This window comes from Sodalis sp. C49, assembly GCF_046352915.1.
In the GTDB taxonomy this organism is placed as follows: Bacteria; Pseudomonadota; Gammaproteobacteria; order Enterobacterales; family Enterobacteriaceae; genus Acerihabitans.
In genome coordinates this window covers 2,423,079-2,437,377 of sequence record NZ_CP163303.1, presented here as the reverse complement: position 1 = coordinate 2,437,377, position 14,299 = coordinate 2,423,079, and the positions used below count along the sequence as shown (strand labels likewise).

The following is a 14,299-nucleotide window of genomic DNA, read 5'->3' as shown; positions in this document are numbered from 1 at the left end:
TATTATTCTAAACGGCATTGCCGTGAAAACCCTTTGATAACGAAGAAGCTGCATATGGCACAACAACTACTACTCACCGGTGTGGTGAATGAATCACAACTCGGGCAACGATTAGATCAGGCTTTGGCCGAAATGTTCCCTGATTATTCCCGATCGCGCATAAAAGTCTGGATTCTGGATGGACTGGTCCAGGTTAACGGGATCGTGCTCCCAACGCCGAAAGAAAAGGTGCTGGGAGGAGAAAACATTGAAATCAATGCGGTTCTTGAAGAGGACACGCGCTGGGCGGCCCAGGATATCGCCCTGAATATCGTCTATGAAGACGACGATATCATGGTGCTGAATAAACCCCGCGATTTAGTGGTGCATCCCGGCGCCGGCAATGCCGACGGCACTATCCTGAACGCGTTGCTGCATTATTTTCCGCCGATTGCCGAAGTTCCCCGGGCCGGCATCGTCCATCGCCTGGATAAGGATACCACCGGGCTGATGGTGGTCGCCAAGACGGTTCCGGCGCAGACCCGGCTGGTGGAATCCCTGCAGGCGCGGGAAATTACCCGTGAATATGAAGCGGTGGCCATCGGCAATATGACCGCCGGCGGCACGGTGGAGCAGCCGATTTCCCGCCATCCCAGCAAGCGTACCCATATGGCGGTGAGCCCGATGGGCAAACCCGCGGTCACCCATTATCGCATCATGGAGCATTTCCGTGTGCATACCCGTCTGCGGCTGCGGCTGGAAACCGGCCGCACCCATCAGATCCGGGTGCATATGGCGCATATCAACCATCCTCTGGTGGGCGACCCTTTATACGGCGGCCGGCCGCGTCCGCCCAAAGGCGCCTCCGACGCCTTTGTCGCACTGTTGCGCGGCTTCGATCGCCAGGCGCTCCATGCCACCATGTTGCGCCTGTATCATCCCATCACCTCCATTGAAATGGAATGGCATGCGCCGCTGCCGCAGGATATGGTGGATTTGATCGCCGCGATGCAGGCGGACGTCGCGATGGCCAACGAGCAGATGGAATAACCATGAGCCGGCCGATCGTCCCCGACTGGCCCGCGCCCGCCAACGTGCGCGCCTGTTCCACCACCCGCCGTGGCGGGGTAAGCCATCCGCCCTACGACTCGCTTAACCTGGGCGATCATGTCGGCGACGATGCGGACGCGGTGGCGGAAAACCGGCAACGGCTGATTGCGCTGGCGGGACTGCCCGCCGCGCCGCGCTGGCTGCAACAGGTCCATGGCACCGACGTCGCTACGCTGACCGGGGACGCGCCGGCGCTTAACCAGGCCGATGCGGCCTATACCCGCGAGATCGGGCAGGTCTGCGCGATCATGACCGCTGATTGTCTGCCGGTGCTGTTCTGCGATCGCGCCGGCACGGAGGTGGCGGCCGCCCATGCGGGCTGGCGGGGTTTATGCGCCGGCATCCTGGAAAATACGCTGGCGGGATTCCATGCCGACGCCGGTTCGATCATGGCCTGGCTTGGACCGGCCATCGGCCCGACCTCGTTTGAGGTCGGCGCTGAGGTTAAGGCGGCGTTTGTTGACCGGGATCCGCAGGCCGCGGACGCTTTTCTTCCCCATGGCGATAAATATCTCGCCGATATCTATCACCTGGCCCGATTGCGGCTGCGCGCCGCCGGCGTTGGCCAGATCTATGGCGGGGATCGCTGTACTGTGACCCAGGCAGCATCATATTTCTCCTATCGGCGCGATGGTGTCACTGGACGTATGGCAACTTTGGTCTGGCTGATATAATCTCTTTCACCAAGACGGTCCATGGCGGATAAGCGGTATCTCCCACTTATTTGGCGAAATATCCTTGAATTTTAAATAAACGACCTTATTTAATCTCCAGTAGCAATTTTGACCAATATGGGAGGAGTTATGCGCTTGGATCGTCTTACCAATAAATTCCAGCTTGCCCTCGCCGACGCTCAATCACTAGCGCTTGGGCGCGACAATCAATTTATCGAACCGCTTCACGTCATGCAGGCCTTGCTTAACCAGGAGGGCGGCACGGTGCGTCCGTTGCTGCAATCCGCGGGCATCAACCCCGGGCCGTTGCGCACCGAGATTGAAAAAGCCATCGAGCGCCTGCCCCAGGTGGAAGGCACCGGCGGCGACGTGCAGCCTTCCCAGGATCTGGTGCGGGTACTGAACCTGTGCGACAAACTGGCGCAAAAACGCGCCGATAGTTTTATTTCGTCCGAACTGTTCGTGCTGGCGGCGCTCGATTCGCGCGGGACCCTGGCGGATTTGCTCAAATCAGCCGGCGCGAGCACGGAAAAAATCACCCAGGCTATCGAGCAAATGCGGGGCGGGGACAACGTGAACGATCAAGGTGCCGAAGATCAACGGCAGGCATTAAAAAAATATACCATCGATCTGACCGAGCGGGCGGAGCTCGGCAAACTGGACCCGGTTATCGGCCGTGACGAGGAAATCCGGCGCACGATCCAGGTCCTGCAGCGCCGCACCAAGAATAATCCGGTGTTAATCGGCGAGCCGGGGGTGGGTAAAACCGCCATCGTCGAAGGACTGGCGCAGCGTATCATTAACGGCGAAGTGCCCGAAGGCATGAAAAACAGCCGGGTGCTGTCATTGGACATGGGCTCGCTGGTGGCCGGGGCAAAATATCGCGGGGAGTTCGAGGAACGCCTGAAAGGGGTGCTGAGCGATCTGTCGAAACAGGAAGGCCACATTATCCTGTTTATCGATGAGCTGCATACCATGGTCGGCGCCGGTAAAGCCGACGGGGCGATGGATGCCGGCAATATGCTTAAACCCGCGCTGGCGCGCGGCGAGCTGCATTGCGTCGGCGCCACTACGCTCAATGAGTACCGGCAGTATATCGAGAAGGACGCCGCGCTGGAGCGCCGGTTCCAGAAAGTATTTGTCGCCGAACCGAGCGTGGAGGATACCATCGCCATCCTGCGCGGCCTGAAAGAACGCTATGAGCTGCATCACCATGTGCAGATCACCGACCCGGCCATCGTGGCCGCGGCGACGCTGTCCCATCGCTATATTTCCGATCGGCAACTGCCGGATAAGGCTATCGACCTGATAGACGAAGCGGCCTCCAGCATCCGTATTCAAATGGATTCCAAACCGGAGGCGCTGGACCGTCTTGAACGGCGTATTATCCAGCTTAAGCTTGAGCAACAGGCGCTGAAGAAGGAATCCGACGACGCCAGCATCAAACGGCTGGAGATGCTGGAAGCCGAACTGTCGCAGAAGGAACGGGAGTATTCCGAACTGGAAGAAGAGTGGAAAGCCGAAAAAGCCTCGCTTTCCGGTACCCAGTCCCTGAAAGCGGAGCTGGAGCAGGCGAAGCTTTCCATTGAGCAGGCCAGGCGGGTAGGGGATTTGGCGCGCATGTCCGAATTACAGTACGGTAAGATACCCGAACTGGAAAAACAGTTGGCGGCGGCGGCCCAGGCGGAAGGCAAAACCATGCGCCTGCTGCGCAACCGGGTCACCGATGTTGAGATTGCCGAAGTCCTGGCGCGCTGGACCGGTATTCCTGTCTCGCGCATGCTGGAAAGCGAACGTGACAAACTGGTGCGCATGGAACAGGAACTGCACCATCGGGTCATCGGCCAGAACGAGGCGGTGGAGGCCGTGTCCAACGCCATCAGGCGCAGCCGCGCCGGATTGGCGGACCCCAACCGGCCCATCGGTTCGTTTATGTTCCTCGGTCCGACCGGGGTGGGTAAAACCGAGCTGTGCAAAGCGTTGGCGACCTTCTTGTTTAGCAGCGACGACGCCATGGTACGTATCGACATGTCGGAATTTATGGAGAAGCACTCTGTTTCGCGGCTGGTGGGCGCGCCTCCGGGATATGTCGGTTATGAGGAAGGCGGTTATCTGACGGAAGCCGTTCGCCGCCGCCCTTATTCGGTTATCCTGCTCGATGAAATCGAAAAGGCGCATCCCGATGTGTTCAATATCCTGCTGCAGGTGCTGGACGACGGGCGCTTAACCGACGGTCAGGGGCGTACGGTGGATTTCCGCAATACGGTGGTGATCATGACCTCCAACCTGGGGTCCGATATTATCCAGGAGCGGTTTGGCCAGATGAACTATCAGGAAATGAAAGATATGGTGCTGGGTGTGGTCAGCCATCATTTCCGTCCGGAATTCATTAACCGGGTCGATGAAGTGGTGGTCTTCCATCCCCTGGGTCGCGAGCATATCGCTGAAATCGCGCAAATCCAGCTGCAGCGTCTGTACAAACGGCTGGAAGATCGCGGCTACAGCATGACGCTGAGCGCCGAGGCGCTGGCGCTGCTCAGCGAGGAGGGGTTCGATCCGGTATACGGCGCGCGGCCGCTGAAACGCGCTATCCAGCAGGAAATAGAAAACCCGCTGTCGCAGCAGATGTTGTCAGGTACGCTTATCCCGGGGGTCCCCATCCGGCTGGAAGTGGAAAACGGCCATATCGTGGCCAGGCAATAACCGCATATCGCAATAACCTGGCAAAAAAGCCCCGCCGTATTCACGGCGGGGCTTTTTTACTATGTCCGGCCTGCTGTTTGGTCGCACCGGGCATTCATATCCGTATCGATCGCCACCGTCCCCGTGATGCTTGGCTTGACCCCGGCCGCTTGACCGCGCCTTCTGCGGGCTGGATAAAACGCCGTTTACCCACGTTTTGCGCTAATATTGAGCACTTGAAATTTTTTTTCGAAATAGCCCTTGTCACCTGCGAGAAAGTCCCTATAATGCGCCTCCACTGACCGGGAACAAACGCTAACGCGATGCCGGGTCGGGAAGGGAAAAGCGCCCGGTTCGGGCAAATAAAAGCTTGACTCTTCAGCGGGAAAACGTAATATACGCAACCCGCGCCAGGTGAGATTGATGCACGCTGGCCATGCTCTTTAACAATTTATCAGACAATCTGTGTGGGCACTCACAAGACCGTATCGAAACACAAAAATACCAAGTCTTGAAGAGTGAACAAACAGTTAATTCATAAGATTAACAGTATGACAATCTTTGAGCATCAAGCTTTTAATTGAAGAGTTTGATCATGGCTCAGATTGAACGCTGGCGGCAGGCCTAACACATGCAAGTCGAGCGGCAGCGGGAAGTAGCTTGCTACTTTGCCGGCGAGCGGCGGACGGGTGAGTAATGTCTGGGGATCTGCCTGATGGTGGGGGATAACTACTGGAAACGGTAGCTAATACCGCATAACGTCGCAAGACCAAAGTGGGGGACCTTCGGGCCTCACGCCATCGGATGAACCCAGATGGGATTAGCTAGTAGGTGAGGTAATGGCTCACCTAGGCGACGATCCCTAGCTGGTCTGAGAGGATGACCAGCCACACTGGAACTGAGACACGGTCCAGACTCCTACGGGAGGCAGCAGTGGGGAATATTGCACAATGGGCGCAAGCCTGATGCAGCCATGCCGCGTGTGTGAAGAAGGCCTTCGGGTTGTAAAGCACTTTCAGCGGGGAGGAAGGCGATAAGGTTAATAACCTTGTCGATTGACGTTACCCGCAGAAGAAGCACCGGCTAACTCCGTGCCAGCAGCCGCGGTAATACGGAGGGTGCGAGCGTTAATCGGAATTACTGGGCGTAAAGCGTACGCAGGCGGTCTGTTAAGTCAGATGTGAAATCCCCGGGCTTAACCCGGGAACTGCATTTGAAACTGGCAGGCTAGAGTCTCGTAGAGGGGGGTAGAATTCCAGGTGTAGCGGTGAAATGCGTAGAGATCTGGAGGAATACCGGTGGCGAAGGCGGCCCCCTGGACGAAGACTGACGCTCAGGTACGAAAGCGTGGGGAGCAAACAGGATTAGATACCCTGGTAGTCCACGCTGTAAACGATGTCGATTTGAAGGTTGTGGCCTTGAGCCGTGGCTTTCGGAGCTAACGCGTTAAATCGACCGCCTGGGGAGTACGGCCGCAAGGTTAAAACTCAAATGAATTGACGGGGGCCCGCACAAGCGGTGGAGCATGTGGTTTAATTCGATGCAACGCGAAGAACCTTACCTACTCTTGACATCCAGAGAAGTTTGCAGAGATGCGAACGTGCCTTCGGGAACTCTGAGACAGGTGCTGCATGGCTGTCGTCAGCTCGTGTTGTGAAATGTTGGGTTAAGTCCCGCAACGAGCGCAACCCTTATCCTTTGTTGCCAGCACGTAATGGTGGGAACTCAAAGGAGACTGCCGGTGACAAACCGGAGGAAGGTGGGGATGACGTCAAGTCATCATGGCCCTTACGAGTAGGGCTACACACGTGCTACAATGGCGCATACAAAGAGAAGCGAACTCGCGAGAGTAAGCGGACCTCACAAAGTGCGTCGTAGTCCGGATTGGAGTCTGCAACTCGACTCCATGAAGTCGGAATCGCTAGTAATCGTGGATCAGAATGCCACGGTGAATACGTTCCCGGGCCTTGTACACACCGCCCGTCACACCATGGGAGTGGGTTGCAAAAGAAGTAGGTAGCTTAACCTTCGGGAGGGCGCTTACCACTTTGTGATTCATGACTGGGGTGAAGTCGTAACAAGGTAACCGTAGGGGAACCTGCGGTTGGATCACCTCCTTACCGAAATAGATACTAATTGTGTAGTGTCCACACAGATTGTCTGATAACTGTAATGAGCAAACAGCTCGTATGGTTTTTTGTCATGCCCTCTTCCTGAATGTTAAGGCAGGGTTGATAAAAAACGGTGGCATAAGAATTCGTTGCCTATTGACGACAACTTATCTCACAAACGCACTCCTGTCCCCTTCGTCTAGTGGCCTAGGACACTGCCCTTTCACGGCGGTAACAGGGGTTCGAACCCCCTAGGGGACGCCAAACTCTTTTTCATACGACCTGTTAACCAAACCAGACCCGCCTTTATTGTCTGATGATTTCAGAGCACATTGTTACGCAACCGCGTATCAGTATGCTGCGAAATACATGCTCTTTAACAATCCGGAACAAGCTGAAAATTTGAAAAAAACATGCTGAGCAAAATCAGTATGCGATTCTCTCAAAGCAAGCAAACCTAATGATTGCCGTGTCGATGGCAATCTTTGTAGCCCAGGCGAGGGTTTACTCTCACCAGGGTGAGACTGTGCGAACAGTGTCAGGGCAAGGCGCACGGCGCGCAGCCAGCGGAGTGGACTCAATGTCCATGAGCATGGCGAGCACCGCGCAACGATGCCATGGCAGTGTGCAGCCAGTCGCAACACAGACACTTTAGGGTTGTGAGGTTAAGTGAATAAGCGTACACGGTGGATGCCTAGGCAGTCAGAGGCGATGAAGGACGTGCTAATCCGCGAAATGCGCCGGTGAGCTGATATGAAGCGCTATCAGCCGGCGATGTCCGAATGGGGAAACCCAGTGCAATTCGTTGCACTATCATTACGTGAATCCATAGCGTATTGAGGCGAACCGGGGGAACTGAAACATCTCAGTACCCCGAGGAAAAGAAATCAACCGAGATTCCCCTAGTAGCGGCGAGCGAACGGGGAACAGCCCAGAGTCACCATCAGCATTTGCATCAGGAGAACGGTCTGGAAAGTCCGGCAACACAGGGTGATAGCCCCGTATCCGAAGGTGCAAGTGCTGTGAGCTCGATGAGTAGGGCGGGACACGTGATATCCTGTCTGAAGATGGGGGGACCATCCTCCAAGGCTAAATACTCCTGACTGACCGATAGTGAACCAGTACCGTGAGGGAAAGGCGAAAAGAACCCCGGCGAGGGGAGTGAAACAGAACCTGAAACCGTGTACGTACAAGCAGTGGGAGCCTTGATTTATCAGGGTGACTGCGTACCTTTTGTATAATGGGTCAGCGACTTATATTCTGTAGCAAGGTTAACCGAATAGGGGAGCCGTAGGGAAACCGAGTCTTAACTGGGCGTTAAGTTGCAGGGTATAGACCCGAAACCCGGTGATCTAGCCATGGGCAGGTTGAAGGTTGGGTAACACTAACTGGAGGACCGAACCGACTAATGTTGAAAAATTAGCGGATGACTTGTGGCTGGGGGTGAAAGGCCAATCAAACCGGGAGATAGCTGGTTCTCCCCGAAAGCTATTTAGGTAGCGCCTCGTGAATTCATCTTCGGGGGTAGAGCACTGTTTCGGCTAGGGGTCCACCCCGGATTACCAACCCGATGCAAACTGCGAATACCGAAGAATGTTACCACGGGAGACACACGGCGGGTGCTAACGTCCGTCGTGAAGAGGGAAACAACCCAGACCGCCAGCTAAGGTCCCAAAGTCATGGTTAAGTGGGAAACGATGTGGGAAGGCACAGACAGCCAGGATGTTGGCTTAGAAGCAGCCATCATTTAAAGAAAGCGTAATAGCTCACTGGTCGAGTCGGCCTGCGCGGAAGATGTAACGGGGCTAAACCATGCACCGAAGCTGCGGCAGCGATACCTTCGGGTATTGTTGGGTAGGGGAGCGTTCTGTAAGCCTGCGAAGGTGGCCTGTGAGGGTTGCTGGAGGTATCAGAAGTGCGAATGCTGACATAAGTAACGATAAAGCGGGTGAAAAGCCCGCTCGCCGGAAGACCAAGGGTTCCTGTCCAACGTTAATCGGGGCAGGGTGAGTCGACCCCTAAGGCGAGGCCGAAAGGCGTAGTCGATGGGAAACAGGTTAATATTCCTGTACTGGGTGTGACTGCGAAGGGGGGACGGAGAAAGCTAGGTTCGCCGGGCGACGGTTGTCCCGGTTTAAGCGTGAAGGTGGAAAGAGCAGGTAAATCCGCTTTTTCATTCAACACTGAGGCGTGATAACGAGCCACTACGGTGGTGAAGGAATTGATGCTACGCTTCCAGGAAAAGCCTCTAAGCTCCAGGTCACATCGAATCGTACCCCAAACCGACACAGGTGGTCAGGTAGAGAATACCAAGGCGCTTGAGAGAACTCGGGTGAAGGAACTAGGCAAAATGGTGCCGTAACTTCGGGAGAAGGCACGCTGGCATTAGGTGGAGGGACTTGCTCCCCGAGCTGAAGCCAGTCGCAGATACCAGCTGGCTGCAACTGTTTATTAAAAACACAGCACTGTGCAAACACGAAAGTGGACGTATACGGTGTGACGCCTGCCCGGTGCCGGAAGGTTAATTGATGGGGTTATCCGCAAGGAGAAGCTCTTGATCGAAGCCCCGGTAAACGGCGGCCGTAACTATAACGGTCCTAAGGTAGCGAAATTCCTTGTCGGGTAAGTTCCGACCTGCACGAATGGCGTAATGATGGCCAGGCTGTCTCCACCCGAGACTCAGTGAAATTGAACTCGCTGTGAAGATGCAGTGTACCCGCGGCAAGACGGAAAGACCCCGTGAACCTTTACTATAGCTTGACACTGAACATTGAGCCTTGATGTGTAGGATAGGTGGGAGGCTTTGAAGTGTGGACGCCAGTCTGCATGGAGCCAACCTTGAAATACCACCCTTTAATGTTTGATGTTCTAACTCCGGCCCATAATCTGGGTCGAGGACAGTGTCTGGTGGGTAGTTTGACTGGGGCGGTCTCCTCCTAAAGAGTAACGGAGGAGCACGAAGGTTAGCTAATCACGGTCGGACATCGTGAGGTTAGTGCAAAGGCATAAGCTAGCTTGACTGCGAGAGTGACGGCTCGAGCAGGTGCGAAAGCAGGTCTTAGTGATCCGGTGGTTCTGAATGGAAGGGCCATCGCTCAACGGATAAAAGGTACTCCGGGGATAACAGGCTGATACCGCCCAAGAGTTCATATCGACGGCGGTGTTTGGCACCTCGATGTCGGCTCATCACATCCTGGGGCTGAAGTAGGTCCCAAGGGTATGGCTGTTCGCCATTTAAAGTGGTACGCGAGCTGGGTTTAGAACGTCGTGAGACAGTTCGGTCCCTATCTGCCGTGGGCGTTGGAAGATTGAGAGGGGCTGCTCCTAGTACGAGAGGACCGGAGTGGACGCACCACTGGTGTTCGGGTTGTCATGCCAATGGCATTGCCCGGTAGCTACGTGCGGAAGAGATAACCGCTGAAAGCATCTAAGCGGGAAACTTGCCTCGAGATGAGTCTTCCCTGTGGCTTTAAGTCACCTGAAGGGACGTTAAAGACGATGACGTTGATAGGTCGGGTGTGTAAGCGCAGCGATGCGTTGAGCTAACCGATACTAATGACCCGTGAGGCTTAACCTTACAACACCTAAAGTGTTTGACGCGAAGAGAGCGTTGCCCCAAGGGGCGGCGAGAGAATTTTCAGCGAAGTTCCGGATAAAGGCCGATGGTCATCAGTAGCAGGATGACGGTTGGTAAACGAATTTGCCTGGCGGCACTAGCGCGGTGGTCCCACCTGACCCCATGCCGAACTCAGCAGTGAAACGCCGTAGCGCCGATGGTAGTGTGGGGTCTCCCCATGCGAGAGTAGGGAACTGCCAGGCATCCATTAAGACCAATACCTTGAGCGAAGCGAGAGGCGTTGTGAAGTAACCCTGGCAGTTCGCTACTCGAGTCAGAGAGCAGGACAACAGGCGGAGCCTGTTGAACGCCGCTTGCGGCGGCCCGAAAGGGGCCTGACGCAGTCAGGCATCAACTGCCAGGCATCCATTAAGACCAATACCTTGAGCGAAGCGAAAGGCGTTGGTCAAGCACCGCAAACGGTTTTAACATGCGTTGACCCCGCAAATGTTATGTTTGGGTGTAGTACCGAATCGTGGTGCGGTAGTTCAGTCGGTTAGAATACCGGCCTGTCACGCCGGGGGTCGCGGGTTCGAGTCCCGTCCGCACCGCCACCCTAAATAAGGCCCTGAACATATGTTCAGGGTTTTTTTTATGCCTGATGTTACCCCTGCTATCTCACGACAAATATTTTCCCTTCCTCACGCACCATCTCCGCTGGGCAAACTCCAGGGTAAAATCATTATTTATCATAGATCTTTGACTAATTAATGCGGCCCATTAATAACAGGCAAATCGTTAGGCGGCGGGGCAAACAGGCGCATGGCCCCGGTTAAAACAAATTTTATGGTACAATGAGTGAAACCGATGCCGTATTGTGCTTCGGCGTTGAATTTAAAAATTAAACATTCTATAAAAGATCATGATCATAACAATGTCTGTGGATAAAAAATAGCTGTCCAAATGAATCCATTAATCATGACACAGACGCAAAAGAAACAGTTAAATAGGCGGTAACCGTGGCAAAAAAAACATATTCAGTCAGGTATGTTGCGGGACAGCCGGTTGAGCGTATTTTCCCCCCACTTGCCTTCAGTCGCCTTGGTCAAGCGTTGCCTCCCGGCGAGCCGTTGCCGGGATCCAAGCTATTGCGGGTAATGGTCTGGAACATCTACAAACAGCAGCGTGCTGATTGGCTCTCCGTGCTGCAAGGGTTCGGCAAGGATGCCCAACTGGTATTATTGCAGGAGGCACAAACCACGCCGGAGCTGGTGAGGTTTGCTACATCAAATTATCTGGCGACCGACCAGGTGCCGGCACTGATATTTCCGCAGCATCCGTCGGGTGTCATGACATTGTCCGCGGCACATCCGGTTTATTGTTGCCCGCTGCGCGAGCGGGAACCGCTGCTGCGTTTGGCGAAATCCGCCCTGGTCACCGTTTATCCCCTGTATGACGGGCAACTGATGATGGTGGTCAATATCCATGCGGTTAACTTCAGCCTGGGCGTGGACGTCTACAGCAAGCAGCTGGGGCCGATTGGCGAGCAAATCCTGAATCATCAGGGACCGGTGATCATGGCGGGTGATTTTAATGCCTGGAGCCGGCAGCGGATTACGGCTTTATATCGTTTTGCCGATCGGATGACGTTGCGCGAAGTGAAGTTTATCGACGATCAGCGCCGCCGCGCTTTTGGCCGTCCGCTGGATTTTGTGTTTTACCGGGGGCTGAAAGTCACCGAGGCATCGGTACTGGTCACGCAGGCCTCGGATCATAATCCGCTGCTGGTTGAGTTTGAACCCCATAAGCGCACCGATAAATCGGTGCCGGAAACCAAAATCGTCGGAATACCGAATGCCGGTTAGGTGAGCGGGGCATGATCCAGGCATAAAAAAAACAAGCACCGCGGTGCTTGTTTTTTTATGTGCCGTAACCCGTCAGGAGTCGGTGGCTTTGCCGTTGACAAACAACGTCAGCTTCAGGCCTGGCTGCAAGGTGCCGGCATTATCCAGCGCGCCGTTCCAGCGCTTGACGTCCTGTATATCGACACCGTGCCGTTTGGCAATGCTGGACAAGGAATCACCCTTACGTACCCGGTAGGTGATGCTGCCGCCGTTATTGGCCACCGGCAGCGCCTGTCCGGCTTTGCCGCCGAGGCTATTGTCCGCCACCTGCAATGTTTGCCCGACTTTCAGGCTGCTGCTGGTACGCAGGTTGTTCCATTTCAACAAGTCGCTCGCCTTCACATTCAGACGTTTGGCAATGCCCGACAAGGTATCTCCGGAACGTACCTGGTATTTCGCGCCGCTGACTGCCGTATCCGCCAACTGGGTGGATTGCTGCACCGCTGCGATGTCGCCTACCGCCAGCGAATCCCTCAGCTGTGTGGCGTGGGCTTTGGGCAACATAATGTAATGCGGGCCGTTTGGCGCGGTTACGTTACGCTTGTAGCCGGTATTGAAGCTTTTCAGCTTCGTTAACGACAAACCCGACATTTCCGCCGCCTGGCTCAAACCTATTTGCTGACCCACTTCCACGCGCGCTAAAGCGCGGTCGTCATTGCTTTTCGGCAGGGCGACGCCGTATTGTTTGCTATTCTTAATAATATTACTAAGCGCAAGCATTTTCGGCACATAGATAGTGGTCTCGCGCGGCAATGACAGTGCCCAAAAATCGGTGGGTTTCCCCTTCGCTTTGTTGGATTTCATCGCCTGAATGACCCGTCCTTCACCGCTGTTATAAGCAGCAATCGTCAACAACCAATCGCCGTCGAACATGCGATTGAGACGTTGCATCATATCGAGTGCAGCGGTGGTGGACGCGACGACATCGCGACGACCGTCATACCATTGGTTTTGCTTTAGGCCATAATTCCTGCCAGTTGTGGGCACAATCTGCCAAAGGCCAGCCGCGTTTGAGGCGGATGTTGCCTTAGGGTCAAAAGCGCTCTCCACTATGGGTAGCAGTACCAGTTCCATCGGCATTTTTCGTTGCTTAATCTGCTCGACAATCCAGTACATGTACGGCTCTGCCCGTAATGTTACATCGTGGAGATAGCTCTTATTACTTAAATAACGCTTTTTTTGCTCGCGGATCCGGGCGTTTTCCGGTATCTGCATCTTCAGCTCGTCGCTAATGAAGTTCCACAAATCAGGCTGCGCGAGGCTTGAATCTCCAAGCCATCGCGCCGAGATCGCTCGGCCGTCTGTGTACTTTCCTGCTTCACCTTGACCTGCCGAAGAAACACTCTGTGCATGCTGTTCGGGAGGTGAGTCGGCCGACCTGGACGACTGACAACCCACGAGCAAGACCGAGGCGATTAAGATCGCATGAGTCTTCATTCTGTATGTCAATAGTTGCTTAAAAGACAAGCAATAATACTTTGAACATTCCGACATTACAACCTAAACCTTCAGAAATGATCCTTCTTCTCCCGTAATAAGGCAAAAATACGCCATTCCTCGTGCAGTGCATGATGTGGGTCTAACTTTCTTTGTAAATCAATGTCATGGCAACGTAAGAATAGGTTAATTTTACCCTCTAAATGTAGTTTTGAGGGCAGGCTGGCTTGGTTTTTTGCCCGTAACTGCTTAATTTCACGCTCATAAGCGGCGATCGTTGTATCTTCGGGTAATATCGACCGCGCAAAGGCCAGATTGGCTAAAGTATACTCATGCGCGGCGCAGAGCAATGTCTCGGGTGGTAGTTGTTTAACTTTTTGAAAAGACTCATACATTTGCTTTGGCGTGCCTTCGAATAAACGCCCGCAGCCGGCGGAAAATACCGTGTCGCCACAAAATAAATAGGGCGCGCTATAAAATCCGATATGTCCTAATGTGTGGCCGGGCAAGGCCAGCACGGAAAAGGACATATTAAGCGCTTCCACCCGATCGTTTTCCCCGACAATATGGTCGGCGCCCTTGGCGGCGGTCTCCTGCGGTCCATAGACCGGGACATCGAAATGCCGGCGCAGCTCCGGCACGCCGCCCACATGATCCTGGTGGTGATGGGTTAAAAAGATAGCTTTCAGCGTCAGGCGCCTGGCGGTCAGTTCAGCGATGACCTGCGCCGACTCGCCGGGGTCGACGATAATGCATTCCTGGGCGTCGTTATGCAAAAGCCAAATGTAATTATCCGCAAACGCGGGAATACTGATAAGATTCATTGATCACCTCTGTTCATTTTTT

Annotated in this window: 6 protein-coding genes, 2 tRNA genes and 3 rRNA genes; 9 read left to right on the top strand and 2 right to left on the bottom strand. The window is 54.6% G+C overall.

Annotated elements, in window-relative coordinates:
• The first annotated feature begins 54 nt into the window (after positions 1–54).
• The 9 genes from rluD (at position 55) to ABUK12_RS11010 (ending at position 11,977) form a co-directional block, all read left to right on the top strand.
• Complete coding sequence (gene rluD, locus ABUK12_RS11050) at positions 55–1,029, top strand: 23S rRNA pseudouridine(1911/1915/1917) synthase RluD (RefSeq protein ID WP_410016303.1); 975 nt, start codon at positions 55–57, stop codon at positions 1,027–1,029.
• Between the two features lie 2 nt (positions 1,030–1,031).
• A complete protein-coding gene (yfiH, locus tag ABUK12_RS11045; protein WP_410016302.1) occupies positions 1,032–1,763 on the top strand; it encodes a purine nucleoside phosphorylase YfiH in 732 nt (243 codons plus the stop codon).
• Between the two features lie 129 nt (positions 1,764–1,892).
• Complete coding sequence (clpB, locus tag ABUK12_RS11040) at positions 1,893–4,466, top strand: ATP-dependent chaperone ClpB (RefSeq protein WP_410016301.1); 2,574 nt, start codon at positions 1,893–1,895, stop codon at positions 4,464–4,466.
• 556 nt (positions 4,467–5,022) lie between these two features.
• A 16S ribosomal RNA gene (locus ABUK12_RS11035) occupies positions 5,023–6,565 on the top strand.
• A gap of 179 nt (positions 6,566–6,744) precedes the next feature.
• Positions 6,745–6,820: transfer RNA gene (locus ABUK12_RS11030), tRNA-Glu, on the top strand.
• A 399-nt stretch (positions 6,821–7,219) separates the two neighbouring features.
• A 23S ribosomal RNA gene (locus tag ABUK12_RS11025) occupies positions 7,220–10,133 on the top strand.
• A gap of 126 nt (positions 10,134–10,259) precedes the next feature.
• Positions 10,260–10,375: ribosomal RNA gene (rrf, locus tag ABUK12_RS11020) — 5S ribosomal RNA — on the top strand.
• Together the 16S, 23S and 5S rRNA genes with 2 tRNA genes alongside form the textbook arrangement of a ribosomal RNA operon.
• Positions 10,376–10,649: 274 nt before the next feature.
• Positions 10,650–10,726 (top strand) — tRNA-Asp (locus ABUK12_RS11015).
• A 405-nt stretch (positions 10,727–11,131) separates the two neighbouring features.
• Positions 11,132–11,977 (top strand): endonuclease/exonuclease/phosphatase family protein, encoded by an 846-nt coding sequence (locus ABUK12_RS11010; RefSeq protein ID WP_410016300.1) that lies wholly within the window; start codon positions 11,132–11,134, stop codon positions 11,975–11,977.
• Between the two features lie 72 nt (positions 11,978–12,049).
• Here the strand turns inward: ABUK12_RS11010 and mltD are convergent, their stop codons facing one another.
• Together mltD and gloB are read right to left on the bottom strand one after the other, a co-directional pair.
• Positions 12,050–13,453: a murein transglycosylase D gene (gene mltD, locus ABUK12_RS11005; RefSeq protein WP_410016299.1), complete on the bottom strand. Its 1,404-nt coding sequence runs from the start codon at positions 13,451–13,453 to the stop codon at positions 12,050–12,052.
• 71 nt (positions 13,454–13,524) lie between these two features.
• Positions 13,525–14,277, bottom strand: coding sequence for a hydroxyacylglutathione hydrolase (gene gloB, locus ABUK12_RS11000; protein ID WP_410016298.1), 753 nt, complete (start codon positions 14,275–14,277; stop codon positions 13,525–13,527).
• Positions 14,278–14,299 lie beyond the last annotated feature (22 nt).

Bases quoted from the DNA above. Each gene is read 5' to 3' on its own strand.
- rluD (WP_410016303.1), top strand. From the start codon at position 55: ATGGCACAACAACTACTACTCACCGGTGTGGTGAATGAATCACAACTC.
- yfiH (WP_410016302.1), top strand. From the start codon at position 1,032: ATGAGCCGGCCGATCGTCCCCGACTGGCCCGCGCCCGCCAACGTGCGC.
- clpB (WP_410016301.1), top strand. From the start codon at position 1,893: ATGCGCTTGGATCGTCTTACCAATAAATTCCAGCTTGCCCTCGCCGAC.
- mltD (WP_410016299.1), bottom strand. From the start codon at position 13,453: ATGAAGACTCATGCGATCTTAATCGCCTCGGTCTTGCTCGTGGGTTGT.
- gloB (WP_410016298.1), bottom strand. From the start codon at position 14,277: ATGAATCTTATCAGTATTCCCGCGTTTGCGGATAATTACATTTGGCTT.